This is a genomic window from Lacisediminimonas profundi (assembly GCF_008831265.1).
Taxonomy (GTDB): Bacteria; Pseudomonadota; Gammaproteobacteria; order Burkholderiales; family Burkholderiaceae_D; genus Lacisediminimonas; species Lacisediminimonas profundi.
Genome location: NZ_VTTH01000001.1, coordinates 187,091 through 203,858, shown reverse-complemented (window position 1 = coordinate 203,858; position 16,768 = coordinate 187,091). Strand labels below are relative to the sequence as shown.

The following is a 16,768-nucleotide window of genomic DNA, read 5'->3' as shown; positions in this document are numbered from 1 at the left end:
GCAGCCCAGCATGCATTCAACGCCGCATTCAAGCCCGCATCGCCCTCACCGACACCAGCGCCACCCCCGCGCACGTAATTGCAATCCCCACCGCCGTCAGCCATGTCGGCACCAAGCCGAACATCACCCATTCCAGCAACACCGCCACCACCGGCGTCAGGAACAGCAGGCTGGTGACCCGGGTCGCCTGTCCGCGGCGCATCAGCATATGCAATACGTTGGTCGCAAGTATCGAAGCAAATACCACCAGGAACAGGACCGACGCGAGCAACTGCCAGCTCCAGCGCACGACAAAGCCTTCCACCACCCAGGCCAGCGGCGCCACCAGCAGCAGCGAGGCGGAAAACTGGATAAGCCCCGCCACCCGCAGGTCGGCATGCGGACAATGGACCCGCTGGTACAAGGTGCCAACCGTGATGGACAGCAAGGAGATGGTCACCGCGACCAGGCTGCCCATCGCCATGGCCTGGAAGCTCAGCTTGGGCCAGACCACCAGTGCCACGCCAGCCAGCCCCATCATGATCCCTGCCCAGTGGTACCAGGCCAGCCGCTCCCCCATGCGCCGTTGTGCGAACACTGCGGTCAGCAAGGGTTGCAAGGCCAGGATCAGCGCGGTGTTCCCGGCCGACATGCCGAAGTATTGGGTGTAATGGCTGCCGGCGAGATTGACTGCATGCATCAGCACCCCGGCAACGCAGAGATGCCCGAGTTCGCGCATGGAACCCGGCCACCGGCATGCCGAAAACAGGACCAGCGGCACCATGCAGACCAGGCCCACCGCATAGCGCAACGAGAGAAAGGTGAATGGCGCGGCATACTGCATGCCGACCTTGCTGGCGAGATAGCCGGAACCCCAGATGATGACAAAGTACCAGGCCAGGAACGTGTCGAAGCCGGCCGGCCGCTGCGTGCTGGCGGGGGACGCGCCGGATGAAGCAGATGCGGCGCCTGGCTGGTCGATCTGCATCGCTCAGGCGAGCAGGAACCAGCCCAGCACCGCGCCGACCGCCAGCAGCCACAGCAGCGGCATCCTGGTGCGCCAGACGATCAATGCGGAAACGAGGGTGATGAGCCACAGGATCCAGTCACTGGCAGGATCGCTATGGCCGCTGGCCATGATCCAGCCGGTTGCAATCAATATGCTGATGGTGATCGGCGACATGCCCTGCTTGAAGGCGCGCACCGAGCGCAGGTCGCGGTTGCGATGCCCCCATTGCGCAGCCATGTAGGTCAGGATGGCACTGGGCAGCATGATGCCGGTCATGGTGATCACGATGCCGAGCAGGCCCCACCACATCGAGCCGTTGTTGACGCCGACCATCCAGCCCATCAGCGCGACAAACAGCACGTTCGGGCCCGGCGCCGCCTGCGCGATCGCGATCGAGGCGTTGAACTGCGGATCGGTCAGCCAGTGCCGCTCGTCCACCAGGTAGCGATGCATATCGGGCGTGGTAGTGATCGCGCCGCCGACTGCCAGCAGCGAAAGCATCAGGTAATGACCAAACAGGGACAGCCAGTCGGCTGCATGCAAATCCAGTGTCATGCCTGCCCCTTGTCCCGCAGGGCGCGCCAGGCGGCAGTGCAGGCAACGATGCCCAGCGCGGGCAGCACCAGCATCATGGGCCAGCGCAGCCAGGCGATCGCAACGAAAGCCGCGGCCATGAGCAGCAAGCACACCGGCATGCCGAGCGGATTGTACTTGAGCGCCGGCGCCAGCTTGAGACCGGTCGAGATGATCAGGCCGGCAGCAACGGCGCCCATTCCACGCAGGGCGCCGGCAACCCCGGGATGATTGGAAAGCTGCGCATAAGCGATCGCCAGCAGCAGCACCACCAGCAACGGCGCTGCAAGCATGCCGGCCAGCGCAACCAATGCGCCGCGCAAGCCGAAATAGCGGCCGCCGATCATCAGCGCAAGGTTGATGACGTTGGGGCCGGGCATGATCTGCGCCACGGACCATTCCTCGACGAATTCCTCGCGCGTCATCCAGCGCTTCTTTTCCACTATTTCGCGCTGGACTATGGCCAGCACGCCGCCAAAACCCTGCAGGGCCAGCAGCGTGAACGAGATGAACAGGTCGGACAGGGACTTCGGCTGGTTGCGCGATTCCGAAGCCGGAGCAGGGGGTGTTTGCATGCCGATATTATAGGCCGGCTGCCATTAGCGCATCGGCCGGCGAGCGCCTCCTTGCATCTGTTCGTGCAATTCATTCATAATTGCGAGCTTCCCCCCGGCATCGTCGGCCATTGCGCCGACCATATCCGTTACGCTCTTGACTGGAAACTCCATGCGCACCTTCAACTTCAGCGCCGGCCCGGCCGTGCTGCCCGAATCCGTACTGCGCCGCGCCGCCGATGAAATGCTCGACTGGCATGGCAGCGGCATGTCGGTGATGGAGATGAGCCACCGTGGCCGCGAGTTCATCAGCATCTTCGACAAGACCGAGGCCGACCTGCGCCAGCTGCTGGCCATTCCGTCGAACTACCGGGTGCTGTTCCTGCAGGGCGGCGCGATGGCCGAGAACGCCATCATCCCGATGAACCTGCTGGGCGGGCGCACGAAAGCCGATTACGTCAACACCGGTGAATGGTCGAAGAAATCAATCAAGGAAGCCGGCAAGTACTGCACGGTGAATGTCGCCGCGTCGGCCGAAGACCGCAACTTCACCTACGTCCCGCCGCAGCAGGACTGGAAGCTGGACCCGGACGCCGCCTATGTGCATGTCTGCACCAACGAGACCATCGGCGGCGTCGAATACCACTGGGTGCCCGATACCGGCGCCGTGCCGATCGTTGCCGACATGTCGTCCCATATCCTGTCGCGCGTGATCGACGTCTCGCGCTATGGCGTGATCTATGGCGGCGCGCAGAAGAACATCGGCCCGGCCGGGCTGACGCTGGTGATCGTGCGCGACGACCTGCTGGACCGGGCGCTGCCGATCACACCCTCGGCCTTCCACTGGAAAGAGCAGGCCGAAGCCGGCTCCATGCTCAACACCCCGCCCACCTACGGCATCTACATCGCCGGCCTGGTATTCGAATGGCTGCTCGAGCAGGGTGGCGTGGCGGCGATCGAGCAACTCAATATCGCCAAGGCGGCCCTGCTGTACGACTACCTCGACCGCTCCGGCTTCTATGTCAATCCGGTTGCGCGCAGTGACCGCTCGCGGATGAACATTCCTTTTCATCTGCGCGACCCGAAACTGGATGGCGAATTCCTGCGCGGCGCCGAAGCCAACGGCATGGTGCAGCTGAAAGGCCACCGCGTGGTGGGCGGCATGCGCGCTTCGATCTACAACGCGATGCCGATCGAAGGCGTGCGCGCGCTGGTCTCCTACATGCAGGAGTTCGAGCGCACCCACGGCTGACGCCAGCGCTCCTGGCAGGCTGGCCGTCCTAGCGTCCGGCGAACTCGTAACGTTCGCCTTGCCGCAGGAAACTGAGCCGGGCGCGCAGGCCTGCCGCCTGAGCCTGCCGCTCGAAATCCCCGATCGGCGATCTGAACACATCATAATCATCGAAGTGGATCGGCACTGCATGCCGCGGAGCGACGATCTGCATCATCCGGACGCCCTGCTCCGCGTCCATCGTCACCCTCCCCATGCCGGTCGCCTTCATGCCGCCCAGGTGCAGCAAGGCCAGGTCGATATCCGGATAGCGCCGCGGGATGTCCTTGATCGCATCATGCAGCAGCGTGTCGCCGGTGATATAGATCCGGTACGCAATGTTGCCTTCGGCCGTGATGAAATCCAGCATGCTGCCCATGGCCTCGGGCAGCGCCCACGCCAGCAACAACGGTCCGCGGCGCGCAGGCATGCTGGTAATGCGCAACATGGCATCGCCTTTTCGTATCGTCATCCGGTCCCAGGTCGCAAGCCCGAAGCGGCGCCTGAATCCGGATTCGCCGAGCACGCGGGCCGCTTCCGGCGTGGTGACGATCGGCATGTCGCGCGCCAGTTGCTGCTGCAGCAAGGGGTCGAGATGATCGCCATGCATATGGGACAGCAGCACCAGGTCGATGGCGGGCAGCTGCTCGAACTCGATGGCCGGATCGGTCAACCGCTCCGCGGACAGTCCTGCGCCAAGACTTGCCTGCTCACCCTTGCGCAGGAAGTCGGGATCGGTCAGGACGGTAAATCCGGCGAACTCCAGCAGCACCGTGGCGCTGCCGATGAAGGTGACCGTGCCCCGGCTGAAGTCGGTCGCCCCGGCCGGGGTTTCCGTGGGCAATAGCAGCGCACGTTCGCCGTCGGATGCCCGCTCCTGTGCCTGTGCGACAATGCCGGCAAGCAGCATCAAGCACAACGCCAGCAATGGAAACGCGTGTTTCGGCCTGCAAGACGCCATGCGCAGCCTCCTTGATCCGGCGCTCCAGCTTATAGCCGGACCATGGACGACCATTTGGCGCGGCGCAAATCAATCCGGAACCGCCATGCCGCACCTGAATTTGCGCTGTGTTCGTATCCAGGCTCGCGGCAAGCACTAAGCTGATCCCATGCACAAGCATTCTTGCTTCACTGATTGCCATCTTAATTCCTCGCGGCAGGCTGGCGGAGGGCCGGCATGACGCTGCGCGATCCGCGGATCGCCCGGATAGTGCAGCATCCCCTGGTGTTTGCCCTGCAGACACTGCGCGCATTCCGCGCCAACCAGGGATTGCTGCTGGCCGGTGCCGTCGCCTATTACGCACTGCTTTCCATCATTCCGCTACTGTTCCTGAGCGTGATCGGCTTGTCCCACATCGTCGACCAGCATGAACTGCTGCTGACGGTGCAGCGCTACCTCGAATGGGTTGCCCCGGGCCAGTCGGCGCCGCTGATGGCGGAACTGTCGAATTTCCTGGCGCATCGCGAATTGCTGGGGCCGGTGCTGTTGCTGACCATGCTTTTCTTCAGCTCACTCGCCTTCACGGTGCTGGAAAATGCCATGTCGGTCATCTTCATCCACCGGGTTGCGATCCGGCGCCGCCACTTCCTGGTCTCGGCCCTGATGCCGTACTGCTACATCGTGGTTCTTGGACTCGGCCTGCTGCTGGTAACGATGGTGTCGGTGTCGCTGCAAGCGATCGGGCAGGAAAGCGTCATGCTGCTCGGACGAATCTGGCCACTGGCGGGACTGTCGGGATTCCTGCTGTACCTGCTCGGGGTAGTCGGTGAAATCCTGTTGCTTACCTCGGTCTACCTGGTGATGCCGGTTGGACGGCTTTCGTTTTCCCACGCGCTGATCGGCGGCGTGACTGCCACCGTGCTGTGGGAAATCACACGCCATGTGCTGGTCTGGTATTTCTCCGCGCTATCGCAGGTCAGCGTCGTGTACGGCTCGCTGACGACAGCCATCGTAGTGCTGTTCAGCCTGGAACTGGCTGCCACGCTGCTGTTGTACGGCGGACAGGTGATTTCAGAATTCGAACGCATAGGCACCGAACCGATCGCACGCCAGCCGGAGCCGGTTCGGGTCGATCCTCAGTAGGGATGCCCACATTCGATGTTCAGAGCATGAACCTGCATCCGCTCAAGCCAGATCGCCGGGCGTGTCGATATCCCTGTGGATGCCCGGGTCCATCACTTCCACCTTGTGCACGGGAAAGTTGGCCAGCAAGGAACGCGCCCCCTCGTCGCCGCGCAGTTGGCGCAAGGCCGCCAGGTGATGCCGGCTGAATGCCACCGGATTGCCGCGCCGCCCCTCAAAAGTCGGCACCACGATGTCGTGGCCCTGCTCCACTGCGTCACGCAACTTCTGCAAAGTGTCGGCAGCCACGAAAGGCATGTCGGCCAGCGCGATCAGCCAGCCTTGCGCATCGCCCGCAAGCGCCAGCCCTTGCTGCAATGACGCCGCCATGCCCTGGTCGGCGTCCAGGCACACCGTGGTTTCGCAGCCGGCATCCTGCAGCACCTGCAGCAACTGTTGCTGGCCTGGCCGGACCACAGCCACCACCCGGTCGACCACCGCTTTCAGGTTACGGGCGGATTGCCCTGCAACCGGCTGGCCGCCGGACAGTCGCTGCAACAGCTTGTCCTGCTGGCCTGCAGGATCAAAGCGGGTGCCGCGGCCGGCGGCGAGAAGAATGCCAACGATGGGAGAGCGCAGTGTGTTCATGCGCGGGAAGGTTATCACCACTTTCCGATCCGGGCCGTACGTCCGAAACGGCCCATCCGGCGGGTCGACCATCCCGAACGCCGAGGTGTAGACTGTAGGCCTAATTTGACGGTCAAACAGGCTATGGACAGCATTGATCTTGAAGTTCTGAAAACATGCGCGCAATGGATAGACGCCGGGCGACGCTGCGAGTTGATCACGGTGATCAAGACCTGGGGTTCCAGCCCCCGCCCCGAAGGGGCCACCCTGGCCATCTGCGACGACGGCCGGGTGGTCGGCTCGGTGTCGGGCGGCTGCATCGAGGACGACCTGATCGACCGCGTGCGCAAGCATGGCATCACACGCACCAGGCCTGAAATCGTTACCTATGGCATCACGGCGGACGAAGCGCACCGCTTCGGATTGCCCTGCGGCGGCACCATACAATTGGCGATCGAGCCGCTGTCGGCGAGCAGCGGCATTGCCGACATGCTGGAGCGTCTTGGACGCCATCAGCTGGTGGCGCGCCGGCTCGACCTGCAAAGTGGTGCGGTCTCGCTCAGCGAGGCACGGCCGGGCATGAACCTGCAGGTGTCGGAAACCACGCTGACTACCATCCACGGCCCGCGCTGGCGCCTGCTGATCATCGGCGCCGGCCAGCTATCGCGCTTCCTGGCCCAGATCGCGCTGGGGATGGACTACCACGTCACGGTTTGCGACCCGCGCGAAGAGTACCGCGAAGGCTGGCAGGTGGAAGGCGTGGAAGTGGTGCATGAAATGCCGGATGACCTGGTGGTCTCGATGCGCCTTGACACCCGCAGTGCGGTGGTGGCACTGACCCATGATCCAAAGCTGGACGACCTGGCATTGATGGAAGCGCTGAAGTCCGATGCGTTCTACGTCGGCGCCATAGGCTCGCGTTCGAACAATGAGAAACGGCGCGAACGCCTGAAAGAATTTGACCTGACCGACGAACAGATCGCGCGTCTGCACGGTCCGATCGGCCTGTACATTGGCAGCAAGACGCCATCCGAAATTGCCATCTCGATCCTGGCCGAAATGACTGCCGTGAAGAACGGCGTGACGCTTCCCGACGAGGTGCGCGTGGCGCATGCAAAGAGCGCAATGAAGGTCGGCAATTCGGAAGACGTCTGCGGCGTACGCACCGCAGAGTAAGCGCCATTTCCTGCCGGCCAGCCCGCCACCGGCGGGCTGCGTTCAGTCAGAACAAGTCATCCTTTTCGTCTGCTTTTTGCTGGTTCCTGTCTTCCAGCATGCGCCTTCCGCGTATGCGCTCCCGATTGATCTCCGCGTGCCGCTCCGGTGTCATCGGAGGCGCGGTCATCAGATCTTTCAGAGGCGCCGTATTGTTGTAGTCCTTCTTCGAGCGAGATAGCAAAGACTTCTCCTGATTCTGTTCCAGAAACAAACTTGTCGCCAGTAAAGGATAGACCGAAACGGGCAGGCAATCCAGCCCTGATTTTCAGCATCTACTGCGGCACCGCAAACTGCACCTTGCGCTGGGTGGCCAACATGGCATCGCGGACGTGAAACACTTTCGCTACTGTGCATGTCCAAGCAGCTACACCTGAACCATCCCGGATTCCACATACCTCAAGCGGAGCGGCCATGCAGAAGGAGAATCATTCCAGATCGAGTCCCGAGCTGGAGGAAATCAACGAAAAACTGCGCAAGGATGTCCTGCGTGGACTGGAGCCCTACGGCGCCAGGCCCGAGGCCGACCTGGCGGACATGGCGCCGGGCGAGCGGACCAAGTGGCTGTTCTGGAACCTGCATGAACAACTGGATGAAATCCGGCAGATGGAGCCGACTCTGATCGGACAGGTGATGGGGACCCAGCTTACGGTCTGCGACGGGCAGTCGATGTGGAGCGACAAATGCAAGCTGGAAAAGCGGCTGGAGCTCAACTGCAAGTGGCATTTGCAGTTGAATCTGGTGGCGTTCCAGACCGACCGGCTGCACGAACTCGGCGATGGCTGGATCAACCTGGCGATAGGCGACGAGCCGCCCGGGCATCCCAACCTGCAAAAGGGGCAAAAGGCTTACCTCGACGCCGACCATTCCCTCTACCCCAACCAGCTATTCCTGGACGGCTGGATCAGCGAGGGCGTCTGGCACGAGATCAAGCCGCAGCTTTACAGTACCAATCCTGCTTGCCGCACTGACATTGTCATACTCGACAACTATCTTTTCCCGGTCAAGCGCATCAATGAATTCGTATCGGGACCGGTGGGGTCGATCGGGATTACCAATATCGAATTCAGGACGTTCTCGCATCCTGCCGAAAGACGATTGACACGCCGGGAGCCACGCCCGAGGAGCTGACCCGGACATGCCGGTGGCCAGGATGGCCACCAAAAAAAACGGAGCCCGAGGGCTCCGTTCTCTTGTGCCCGGCCGCGCCCGGCAAAGCCGGACAAGCCGCGCACTTCAAGCCGTGAAACTTAAGCTGCTTTCGCTGCTTTTGCTTTCTTGGCTTTCTTTGCTTTCTTGGCTTTCTTTGCTTTCTTGGCAGGCTTTGCATCGGCAGCAGGTGCCGATTGTGCAGCAGGTGCAGCCGGGGTAGCAGGAGCGGCCGGAGTAGCTTGAGCGAATGCGCCGGTTGCGAAAGAAGCAGCGATCAGGAGAGCGATCAGTTTTTTCATTTGTGTTCCTCGTTGAGTGGCCGTAGAGGGTCTACGTACTACCTTAACGAGAGCGGCTGCCAGACTGTTGACACGACGAACGAACTTTTTGAAAAAAAAAAGACCGGGAGGCTTTCCCGGTCTCTCGTGCTGCGCACTTGTCGTTTCACCATCAGCGCACGTGCTCAAGTCAGGTGCTTCAGTGCAGGTGCTTCAATACATGTGCTGGCCACCATTGATGGCAATATTGGCACCGGTAAGGAAGGCGGCCTCGTCCGAAGCCAGGTAGGCAACCAGGCCCGCCACTTCCTCCGGCTTGCCCAGCCGTCCCATCGGAATCTGCGGAATTATCTTGCTGTCCAGGACCTCCCTCGGAATCGAGGTGACCATCTTGGTCCCGATGTAGCCCGGCGAGATCGTGTTGACGGTCACGCCCTTGCGCGCCACCTCCAGCGCCAGCGCCTTGGTGAAGCCGTGCATGCCGGCCTTGGCCGCCGAGTAGTTGGTCTGTCCGAACGCGCCCTTCTGGCCATTGACCGACGAGATGTTGATGATGCGTCCCCAGCCGCGATCGACCATGCCGTCGCACACCGGCTTGGTCATGTTGAATACCGAATCCAGGTTGGTCCTGATCACGGCGTCCCAGTTGGTCTTGTCCATCCTCTTGAAAGTCATGTCGCGCGTAATGCCGGCATTATTGACCAGCACATCGATCGGTCCCATATCCTTGCCGATCTGGTCGATGCATGCTTCGGCCGAAGCGTAGTCGGCGACATCGCAGGGATAGGCATGGAACTGGAACCCCTGCTCCCGCATGCCGTCCAGCCATTCCTGCGACCGGGTATTGCCCGGGGAATGAGTGGTCACCACCTGGTATCCCAATGCCGCCATCTTGATGCAAATTGCCTCGCCCAACCCGCCCATGCCGCCCGTGATCAACGCAATCCTCGCCATGACTGTCTCCCTCTAGAATGGAAATGAAAATAATTGGATGAAGCGAGCACACATGCGCAAGCAGGCGCCAGACTTTACGCTTTACGGCATGATAGACCGAGAACGGACGTTCGCCTACTGGTGGCGTGAGTAATGGGAACCCGAAGCATTCGATGGGTGTACAGATGATCTGAGGTCGCACAATCTCGCATGAACTTGCCGCAGTCATCGCAAGGAAACTGCGCTCACCGAACACAGGTTCTCAGCGGCACGGCACCCCGGTCCAAACAGGATGCCGCGCTTGAAAATGGGGCTGGAGCCAAGTTCTGATAGCCCCCCCTTGCGCGGCCCGCGGCGACCCGCGGCAAGTCGCCGGAAAACGTTAAAGCCGGGCCGCCTTGAAGGTATTGCATGCACTCACGCGGCCGCTCTCGATGCCGCGGCGGAACCAGCGCACCCGTTGTTCCGAGGATCCGTGTGTGAAGGAGTCAGGCACTGCATAGCCTTGCGACTGGCGCTGCAATGCATCATCGCCGATTGCAGTCGCGGCGTTCAGCGCAGCCTCGACATCCCCTGCTTCCAGGATCCCGCGCGCCTGGTCGGCATTTTTTGCCCACACCCCGGCAAAACAGTCAGCCTGCAATTCAAGCTTCACCGAGAGCGCATTTGCCTGCGCCTGCGAGCCGCGCCGGCGGGCATTGTCCACCTGCTGCATGATGCCCATCATGTTCTGCACATGGTGCCCCACCTCGTGTGCGATCACATAGGCCTGGGCGAACTCGCCGGAAACGTGAAAGCGCTGCCGCATCATCCGGAAGAAAGTGAGGTCGATGTAGACCTTGCGGTCGCCGGGGCAATAGAAGGGACCGGTGGCGGCGGTCCCGGTACCGCAGGCGGTCGGCGTCTGCCCGCTGAATAGCACCAGCCGCGGCTGCTGGTAGGTGGCGCCGCCTTCGCTGAATATCCTGCCCCAGGTGTCCTCGGTGTCCGCCAGTACGGTGGACACGAAGCGGGCGGTCTGGTCGCCCGCCGGCGGCTGCCGTGCCGGTGCCTGTACCTGCTGCGGCGCCAGTCCGCCGCCGCTCAGCAAGTTGAGCACAGTTGACGGGTCGATACCGAAGAACAGCGATGCCAGCAGCGCGATCACCACGCTGCCTATGCCGATCGTGCCGCCTCCGATCGGCAAGCCACCACCGCCACGCCGGTCTTCAACATTATCGCTTTCGCGATTGCCTTCCCACTTCATCGCCAGCCCCCGGCTTCCAACCGGCCCCGCCGGGGCGCACAAATCGCCACAACATCCATCTCGCCGTTCCCGCTCATGTCCACGTTTATCCCATTCTCATCAAGATTCATGCAATTAGTCATCCTGCCTCGCATCACAATGCACGAATTCCGCATAGCCATTAGGAATCCTCCTACGAAGGTCGGCCAAATTCCTATAACTCACTTCAGCCAGCGCTGATTTTCTTTCGGTTATCGAACCGACATACTGCAATCGTTCATTTGCAGAAACAAGCCTGACCGAAACAACAAGTTTGACTCAAGTCGAAAATACAGGAGAACACCGTGCTGGCAACTCAAAACACCATGAATGCCCCAATGAACCGGGCCGCCGAGGCGGCTTGGCAGCGTTCGGCCAAGCTTTGGTCCAACCTTAACGAAGTTTGCGACCTGTTGCGCATCAGCTGCCCCGGTGCCACACTCGACTCCGATTTCGCATTCCAGCACGTCCAGTTCAAGACCGGCCAGCGCATCCATACGATCGGCCAGCCGTTCGACATGCTCTACATCGTCAACTCCGGTTTCCTGAAAACCGTCATGATCGACGAGTCCGGCAATGAGCAGGTACTGTCCTTCCCGATGAAGGGCGACCTGTTCGGCATCGATGGCATCCACAGCAAGCAGTACACTTCCGAAGCGGTGGCGCTGTCCTCATGTGACATCATACTTCTGCCGTTCAAGAAGTTCTCGGCGCTGGGCCGCTCCCATCCTGAACTGGAGACCGCCATCTACAGCGTGATGAGCCGGGAACTGGTGCGGGAGCAGGCGATGGTCAGCATGCTCGGTTCGCTATCGGCCGAAGCCCGCGTCGCGCGTTTCCTGGTATCGCTCTCGGACCGCTTCGGCGCGATGGGCTACTCCAACAAGGAATTCAACCTGCGCATGACCCGCCACGAAATCGGCAGCTACCTCGGGCTCACGCTGGAAACCGTCAGCCGTACTTTCTCCGCCTTCAACGAGATCGGCCTGATCGCCGTCGACCAGCGCGCAATCGGCATCAACGACATCGGCACCTTGCGCACACTGCGCCGCCTGCCACCGTCCCGTTCGCGCGCCAAGCAGCAAGCACAGGCACAGGCCGTTCCCGCAGCCGGCGCCTGACGCCATGCCAGGTACGGATAAAAAAAGGCCCGGCTTTTGCCGGGCCTTTTCAGTTCAGGGAAGTTGCAATCCAGAAAGTCTCCATATGGTGTGTCGGGCGCCATGATGCGGCATCATGCCGCAGCCCCGGCGCAAACCCGGGCAGCAGCACACACTGCCCGGATCAACGCCGGCTCTTGACGCGGTCGAGCAGCTCGGCGCTAGCCTGCGGCCGGATCTCGGTGATCGTCAGCACCAGTCGCTTGCGCTCTGCGATGTCGATGGTTTCGGTGCAATCGACAGTCCAGAAATCGAGCTGCGCCTCGGACGGCAACAAGGTTGCCAGCGAGTTGATGCGATTCTGGTGCCAGATCAGGCGGCGGCGGATTTCGTTCGTGTCCATGCCTTCATCATAGGCATGCTCATTCCCGCCCCACCTGCGCCGCCTCAAACCCTGCACTGACCGCGCACAAGAGTGCGAAGCTTTGCGCGGACACTGCCCGGCGCCGGTTTCCTCACGCCACGCTTGTTTCGCAATCAGCCGACATGCCGGATATCCTTCCCCGACAGATGAATCGATTCCCGGATCGCAATATGCATTGCACGCATTGGCCCGCTATTCAAGCTCGGAAAGATCGATCTGCCAGGCCTTGACCAGCAAGGCCTTGACGAAGCCGCTGGTACGCGCGTCGATCTCGATGAAGTCGTCGCCGAAATCCTTGCTCAGTGTGTATTGCAGCTGGATGAATTTCCCGATCCTGCGGTAATACTGATACTGCCCCATGGTCTCTCCCGCGTCCTCGACACCCACGACCGCGCCGTCGTCGGCGTGAAACACATAAGTCATCAGGGTGTGTCGCTGGCCTGTCTGTATGCGGTCCTCCCGATAGATCAGATAGCGCCCTATCGGTTCAAGACAGGTCATCTGGCGCGCATAGGCCGGCTCCAGCACCGGACCATCGCCGTTGATCAGCAGCTCGATGCGCCCAAGGCCTTTCTGCAAGCTTATTTGCAGGTCGACCGTTTCGTCCGTGCTGACCTCATCCTCGGCCTCCGGCGCCAGATCGGGATAGTGGCAGCGCAAGGACATGTGCGCCGAGTGGTAGCGCACAGGGGTGTAGCCATCGGGCAGCTTGAATTCCGCCCGCAGCATGGGGCTGGACAGCTCCAGTTTATTCATACTTACCTTTCATCTCGACCAAATTCTCTCGCCCTGATCCATCTGGACAACAGGGCATTTGAAGGGACGGCATCCTAGGCGGACGGCCGCACGAATGAAACAAAAATTAGTGCTCTACCAAATGCTTTGTGACAACTACGTGCGATAGATGAAGATTTGTTCGGAACGAACGATCCGATCTTTTCGAACGCGCACCAAAGATCGGATCGAACATTTGAGCCATGCGACGCACGCGTGATGGAAACCCACCCCCCAAAAAAAAGAAAGAACCGTTATGGTCCACCGTGGGTTGCCGCCAAAAAAGGGAGACGAGCGAACCACTCACCTATCAGCGGATGGAAAATGGCATCAAGCAAAGCATTCCGGCCATGCAGGCAGCCGAATCTGACTATCTCGTCTGATAAACGGACATGGATCAGCGCGAGCCGCAATCGGGTACGGAGCGGCAGGCAGCCTGGCGAGCTTGCGTGCTGGCACTGCTTCCGGTCACGCGGCGGCGGGACCGGAGGCCGCGATTGATGGGAGGAAAAGAAAACGGGGGTGCGGACAATTTCCGCACCCCCGCATTCGGTCACAACATGCCGCCAGCGCGGGCTGCGCTGACAGCTAACAGTACTGCCACTACTTCAGCAGTGCCCTGGCCTCTTCCAGCAGTTTCTTGCCGTCATACCCCTTGGCGCTCACATCCTTGATCCATTCATTGATCACGCCCTCGGAAGCCTTCTGCCAGCGCTGCAGTTCGGTAGCCGGAACCACATAGAAAGTGGCCTTGTATTTTTCCGATACCTTGCGTCCGGCCACGCCCGCTTCGGCGAATATCTTGCCGGCCCGGGCCGATGCTTCGGCGCCGCTGTTGTCGTCGATCACCTTCTTCAGGTCGGCCGGCAGGCTGTTATAGCGGGCCTGGTTCATGCCGAAGATGAATACCGAGTTGGACAGCTGCGGCATCGAGGGATCGGTCTCGATGTGATGTCCAACGATTTCCTCGAGCTTGATCGAGGGTGCGACCTCCCACGGCACCATGGCGCCGTCGATCACACCCTTGGCCAGCGCTTCCGGCGCCTGCGGCAAGGGCATCGGCACCGGCGTGGCGCCGAAGGCGGCAATCATCTTGGTTGCCTGCCGGGTCGGCGCGCGCAGCTTCATGCCGCGGAAGTCGTCCAGCGTCTTGATCGGTTTCTTGGTCGTGTGAAAGATGTTGCCGTCATGCAGATGGAACACGATCGGCTTGACGCCCTCGTATTCCTTGGTGGCATTCCTGGTCGCGTATTGCCACAGCGCGCGGCTGCCGGCTTCGGTGGTTTTCACCATGAACGGCAGTTCAAAGGCTTCCGACACGACGAAGCGGCCGGCTTGGTAACCCGGCAGGGTCCAGACGATGTCGGCAACGCCATCCTTGGCCTGGTCGAACAGCTGGGGCGGCGAACCACCAAGCTGCATCGACGGATAGATCTGGCACTTGAGGCGGCCCTTGGATTCCTGGCCGATCTTCGCGCACCACGGCTCGATGAACTTCACATGCGCCGTCGAACTCGGCGGCAGGAAGTGATGCACCTTCAGGGTGATGGTTTCCTGCGCGGAAGCGGCGCCGCAGGCCGCCAGCAGGCTTGCCGCCACAAGATTGAGTACGAGGGGGGAACGCTTTTTCATGTTTGTCTCCATGGTTTTCTGTGATTTCTGTGAAACGGCGGGCTAGCTGCGCAGGGCATGCACGAGGTACAAGGAAATTACGGGGAAGAACACCAGCAACACGATACGCACAAGGTCGGACAACAGGAAGGGAACGACGCCCATGAAGGTGTCCCTCAGCGGCACGTCCTTGGCCAGCTTGTTGATGATGTAGATGTTCATGCCGACCGGTGGATGCACCAGGCCGATCTCGACCACCATCAGCGCCAGGATGCCGAACCAGATCGACTTGTCCTGCACCGGCATGCCCCAGAAATCCAGCCCCATCACGACCGGGTAGAAAATCGGGATGGTCAGCAGGATCATGGCCAGCGAATCCATCACGCAGCCCAGGAAGATATAGATCAGCAGGATAGCGAACAGCACCGACAGCGGCGGCATGCCACTGTTCTGGACCCATGCCGCCAGCTCGGCCGGCATCTGGGTGATGGCGAGGCCGGAATTGAGCATGTCGGCGCCCAGCAGCACCAGGAAGATCATGGCCGTCGCCTGCGCAGTGCCCAGGATGCTTTTGACCAAGCCGTCCATGCGCATGCCGCCGGTAACCACCGCCAGGATGCCGCAGGCAGCGGCGCCGATCGATGCCGCTTCGGTAGGATTGGCCCAGCCGTCGTAGATACCGACGATCACCACCAGGAACACCAGGATCACCGGTATCACGCCCAGCAGCGAACGCAGCTTTACGCCCAAAGGCGGATTGACGCCGGCCGGGCCGGCTTCCGGATTGAGCGCGACCACGATGCGGATCACCAGCATGTAGCCCAGCATGGCGATGATGCCGGGGATGACCGCCGCCATGAACAGCTTGCCGATCGACTCCTGGGTCAGCACGGCGTAGATCACCAGCGGCACCGACGGCGGGATCATGATGCCGAGCGTGCCGCCTGCTGCCAGTGCGCCGGTGGCAAGCGAGCCTGAATAGCGGTAGCGCTTCAGTTCCGGCAAGGCCACCTGCCCCATGGTGGCCGCGGTGGCCAGCGAGGAACCGCAGATGGCGCCGAAACCGGCACAGGCGCCGACTGCCGCCATGGCGACACCGCCGCGGAAATGACCGACAAAGTTGTTGATGCAGTTGAACAGGGCGCGCGACAGTCCGCCGTGGGTCGCGAACTGGCCCATCAGCATGAACAGCGGAATCACGGCCAGGTCGTAATTTGAAAATCGCGAATAGGCCAGGTTCTTCAGCGAATTCAGCAGCGGCATCCACTCGCCGCCATTCATCACGACGAATCCGCCTGCGCCGACCATGAACATGGCAACGCCAATGTGCACGCGCACCACCAGCAGCGCCATCAGGATGCTGAACATGATCATGCCGATAGCCATGCCGCTCATGCCGCCGCTCCTTCGGATCGCGCCAGCCGGAATTCCTGGCCCGCGTTATACAAGCCGGCGGCGGCAAACAGCACGAAGCTGGGAACCATGGCAGCCCATGCCGGCCACACCGGCCAGGACAGCATCATCGACGTTTCTCCAACCAGGCGCAGCGAATTGGCGGCGACACCGGTACGCCATGCGATCAGCGCCGCGACCAGCGCCAGCAGCAGATGGGACACGGCATCCATGATGCGGCGGCTGCGGAGACTGGCATTGGCGGTAAAGAAATCGACGCGCAGATGACCGGCAATCATTTCGCAATAGGGCAGCAAGGCGGCAGAGGCAACGGCAGTCCCCATTTGCAGCATCTCGATATCGCCAGGGACGGGGGCTGCCATCAGCTTGCGTCCGACTATCGACACCAGGGACATCAGCACCAGGAAAATGAACAGCAGCCCGCCGGCGAGAGCGAAGCCCTGGGCCAGCCTGAACAGCAGATTGCCAGCCGGTCCGCGATCGGGAAGCTGTTCCTGTTGCGGCGTTACAGTTACACTGGGCTCATGCAT

Annotated in this window: 19 protein-coding genes; 5 read left to right on the top strand and 14 right to left on the bottom strand. The window is 61.4% G+C overall.

The window, feature by feature from the left end:
• Nucleotides 1–28 precede the first annotated feature (28 nt).
• The 3 genes from FVE66_RS00945 to FVE66_RS00935 are packed head-to-tail and all read right to left on the bottom strand — an operon-like array spanning nucleotide 29 to nucleotide 2,136.
• Nucleotides 29–967 (bottom strand): DMT family transporter, encoded by a 939-nt coding sequence (locus FVE66_RS00945; protein ID WP_151445517.1) that lies wholly within the window; start codon nucleotides 965–967, stop codon nucleotides 29–31.
• Between the two features lie 3 nt (nucleotides 968–970).
• Nucleotides 971–1,543 carry a chromate transporter gene (locus tag FVE66_RS00940; RefSeq protein WP_151445516.1) on the bottom strand — a complete coding sequence of 191 codons (573 nt, stop codon included), beginning with the start codon at nucleotides 1,541–1,543 and terminating at the stop codon, nucleotides 971–973.
• Nucleotides 1,540–2,136 carry a chromate transporter gene (locus FVE66_RS00935; protein WP_151445515.1) on the bottom strand — a complete coding sequence of 199 codons (597 nt, stop codon included), beginning with the start codon at nucleotides 2,134–2,136 and terminating at the stop codon, nucleotides 1,540–1,542. The genes FVE66_RS00940 and FVE66_RS00935 overlap by 4 nt, the downstream gene beginning before the upstream one ends.
• Before the next feature lie 151 nt (nucleotides 2,137–2,287).
• Between FVE66_RS00935 and serC the strand changes: the two genes are divergently transcribed.
• A complete protein-coding gene (gene serC / locus FVE66_RS00930; protein ID WP_151445514.1) occupies nucleotides 2,288–3,367 on the top strand; it encodes a 3-phosphoserine/phosphohydroxythreonine transaminase in 1,080 nt (359 codons plus the stop codon).
• Between the two features lie 28 nt (nucleotides 3,368–3,395).
• Here serC and FVE66_RS00925 read toward each other — a convergent pair whose 3' ends face one another.
• Complete coding sequence (locus tag FVE66_RS00925; protein WP_206668697.1) at nucleotides 3,396–4,346, bottom strand: MBL fold metallo-hydrolase; 951 nt, start codon at nucleotides 4,344–4,346, stop codon at nucleotides 3,396–3,398.
• A gap of 216 nt (nucleotides 4,347–4,562) precedes the next feature.
• Between FVE66_RS00925 and FVE66_RS00920 the strand changes: the two genes are divergently transcribed.
• Nucleotides 4,563–5,468, top strand: coding sequence for a YihY/virulence factor BrkB family protein (locus FVE66_RS00920; RefSeq protein WP_151445513.1), 906 nt, complete (start codon nucleotides 4,563–4,565; stop codon nucleotides 5,466–5,468).
• Between the two features lie 42 nt (nucleotides 5,469–5,510).
• Here the strand turns inward: FVE66_RS00920 and FVE66_RS00915 are convergent, their stop codons facing one another.
• Entirely contained in the window at nucleotides 5,511–6,095 is a 585-nt protein-coding gene (locus tag FVE66_RS00915; RefSeq protein WP_151445512.1) for a nucleotidyltransferase family protein, read from the bottom strand.
• Between the two features lie 123 nt (nucleotides 6,096–6,218).
• Between FVE66_RS00915 and FVE66_RS00910 the strand changes: the two genes are divergently transcribed.
• A complete protein-coding gene (locus tag FVE66_RS00910; protein ID WP_151445511.1) occupies nucleotides 6,219–7,250 on the top strand; it encodes an XdhC family protein in 1,032 nt (343 codons plus the stop codon).
• Nucleotides 7,251–7,306: 56 nt separating this feature from the next.
• Here FVE66_RS00910 and FVE66_RS20360 read toward each other — a convergent pair whose 3' ends face one another.
• Nucleotides 7,307–7,564: a hypothetical protein gene (locus tag FVE66_RS20360; RefSeq protein WP_206668696.1), complete on the bottom strand. Its 258-nt coding sequence runs from the start codon at nucleotides 7,562–7,564 to the stop codon at nucleotides 7,307–7,309.
• A gap of 139 nt (nucleotides 7,565–7,703) precedes the next feature.
• On the opposite strand from FVE66_RS20360, the gene FVE66_RS00905 reads away from it, so the two are divergent.
• Nucleotides 7,704–8,420, top strand: a complete 717-nt coding sequence (locus FVE66_RS00905) for a hypothetical protein (RefSeq protein ID WP_151445510.1) — start codon at nucleotides 7,704–7,706, stop codon at nucleotides 8,418–8,420.
• A gap of 119 nt (nucleotides 8,421–8,539) precedes the next feature.
• Here the strand turns inward: FVE66_RS00905 and FVE66_RS00900 are convergent, their stop codons facing one another.
• The 3 genes from FVE66_RS00900 to ypfJ form a co-directional block, all read right to left on the bottom strand.
• A complete protein-coding gene (locus FVE66_RS00900; protein WP_151445509.1) occupies nucleotides 8,540–8,740 on the bottom strand; it encodes a hypothetical protein in 201 nt (66 codons plus the stop codon).
• 192 nt (nucleotides 8,741–8,932) lie between these two features.
• On the bottom strand, nucleotides 8,933–9,673 hold the full coding sequence (gene phbB, locus FVE66_RS00895; protein WP_151445508.1) for an acetoacetyl-CoA reductase: 741 nt from the start codon (nucleotides 9,671–9,673) through the stop codon (nucleotides 8,933–8,935).
• A 361-nt stretch (nucleotides 9,674–10,034) separates the two neighbouring features.
• Nucleotides 10,035–10,898 carry a KPN_02809 family neutral zinc metallopeptidase gene (gene ypfJ, locus FVE66_RS00890; RefSeq protein WP_151445507.1) on the bottom strand — a complete coding sequence of 288 codons (864 nt, stop codon included), beginning with the start codon at nucleotides 10,896–10,898 and terminating at the stop codon, nucleotides 10,035–10,037.
• Between the two features lie 344 nt (nucleotides 10,899–11,242).
• Between ypfJ and FVE66_RS00885 the strand changes: the two genes are divergently transcribed.
• Nucleotides 11,243–12,037: a Crp/Fnr family transcriptional regulator gene (locus FVE66_RS00885; RefSeq protein ID WP_421829118.1), complete on the top strand. Its 795-nt coding sequence runs from the start codon at nucleotides 11,243–11,245 to the stop codon at nucleotides 12,035–12,037.
• A gap of 163 nt (nucleotides 12,038–12,200) precedes the next feature.
• Here the strand turns inward: FVE66_RS00885 and FVE66_RS00880 are convergent, their stop codons facing one another.
• From FVE66_RS00880 to FVE66_RS00860, 5 genes are all read right to left on the bottom strand, one after another.
• Nucleotides 12,201–12,419 (bottom strand): hypothetical protein, encoded by a 219-nt coding sequence (locus tag FVE66_RS00880; protein WP_151445506.1) that lies wholly within the window; start codon nucleotides 12,417–12,419, stop codon nucleotides 12,201–12,203.
• Nucleotides 12,420–12,632: 213 nt separating this feature from the next.
• A complete protein-coding gene (locus FVE66_RS00875; protein WP_151445505.1) occupies nucleotides 12,633–13,196 on the bottom strand; it encodes a hypothetical protein in 564 nt (187 codons plus the stop codon).
• A 621-nt stretch (nucleotides 13,197–13,817) separates the two neighbouring features.
• A complete protein-coding gene (locus FVE66_RS00870) occupies nucleotides 13,818–14,846 on the bottom strand; it encodes a TRAP transporter substrate-binding protein (protein WP_151445504.1) in 1,029 nt (342 codons plus the stop codon).
• Between the two features lie 42 nt (nucleotides 14,847–14,888).
• A complete protein-coding gene (locus tag FVE66_RS00865; protein WP_151445503.1) occupies nucleotides 14,889–16,220 on the bottom strand; it encodes a TRAP transporter large permease in 1,332 nt (443 codons plus the stop codon).
• A complete protein-coding gene (locus FVE66_RS00860; protein WP_151445502.1) occupies nucleotides 16,217–16,768 on the bottom strand; it encodes a TRAP transporter small permease in 552 nt (183 codons plus the stop codon). Before FVE66_RS00860 ends, FVE66_RS00865 begins: the two co-directional genes overlap by 4 nt.

Coding starts and splice junctions, on each gene's coding strand:
- FVE66_RS00945 (WP_151445517.1), bottom strand. CDS start 967: ATGCAGATCGACCAGCCAGGCGCCGCATCTGCTTCATCCGGCGCGTCC.
- FVE66_RS00940 (WP_151445516.1), bottom strand. CDS start 1,543: ATGACACTGGATTTGCATGCAGCCGACTGGCTGTCCCTGTTTGGTCAT.
- FVE66_RS00935 (WP_151445515.1), bottom strand. CDS start 2,136: ATGCAAACACCCCCTGCTCCGGCTTCGGAATCGCGCAACCAGCCGAAG.
- serC (WP_151445514.1), top strand. CDS start 2,288: ATGCGCACCTTCAACTTCAGCGCCGGCCCGGCCGTGCTGCCCGAATCC.
- FVE66_RS00925 (WP_206668697.1), bottom strand. CDS start 4,346: ATGGCGTCTTGCAGGCCGAAACACGCGTTTCCATTGCTGGCGTTGTGC.
- FVE66_RS00920 (WP_151445513.1), top strand. CDS start 4,563: ATGACGCTGCGCGATCCGCGGATCGCCCGGATAGTGCAGCATCCCCTG.
- FVE66_RS00915 (WP_151445512.1), bottom strand. CDS start 6,095: ATGAACACACTGCGCTCTCCCATCGTTGGCATTCTTCTCGCCGCCGGC.
- FVE66_RS00910 (WP_151445511.1), top strand. CDS start 6,219: ATGGACAGCATTGATCTTGAAGTTCTGAAAACATGCGCGCAATGGATA.
- FVE66_RS20360 (WP_206668696.1), bottom strand. CDS start 7,564: ATGCTGAAAATCAGGGCTGGATTGCCTGCCCGTTTCGGTCTATCCTTT.
- FVE66_RS00905 (WP_151445510.1), top strand. CDS start 7,704: ATGCAGAAGGAGAATCATTCCAGATCGAGTCCCGAGCTGGAGGAAATC.
- FVE66_RS00900 (WP_151445509.1), bottom strand. CDS start 8,740: ATGAAAAAACTGATCGCTCTCCTGATCGCTGCTTCTTTCGCAACCGGC.
- phbB (WP_151445508.1), bottom strand. CDS start 9,673: ATGGCGAGGATTGCGTTGATCACGGGCGGCATGGGCGGGTTGGGCGAG.
- ypfJ (WP_151445507.1), bottom strand. CDS start 10,898: ATGAAGTGGGAAGGCAATCGCGAAAGCGATAATGTTGAAGACCGGCGT.
- FVE66_RS00885 (WP_421829118.1), top strand. CDS start 11,243: ATGAATGCCCCAATGAACCGGGCCGCCGAGGCGGCTTGGCAGCGTTCG.
- FVE66_RS00880 (WP_151445506.1), bottom strand. CDS start 12,419: ATGGACACGAACGAAATCCGCCGCCGCCTGATCTGGCACCAGAATCGC.
- FVE66_RS00875 (WP_151445505.1), bottom strand. CDS start 13,196: ATGAATAAACTGGAGCTGTCCAGCCCCATGCTGCGGGCGGAATTCAAG.
- FVE66_RS00870 (WP_151445504.1), bottom strand. CDS start 14,846: ATGAAAAAGCGTTCCCCCCTCGTACTCAATCTTGTGGCGGCAAGCCTG.
- FVE66_RS00865 (WP_151445503.1), bottom strand. CDS start 16,220: ATGAGCGGCATGGCTATCGGCATGATCATGTTCAGCATCCTGATGGCG.
- FVE66_RS00860 (WP_151445502.1), bottom strand. CDS start 16,768: ATGCATGAGCCCAGTGTAACTGTAACGCCGCAACAGGAACAGCTTCCC.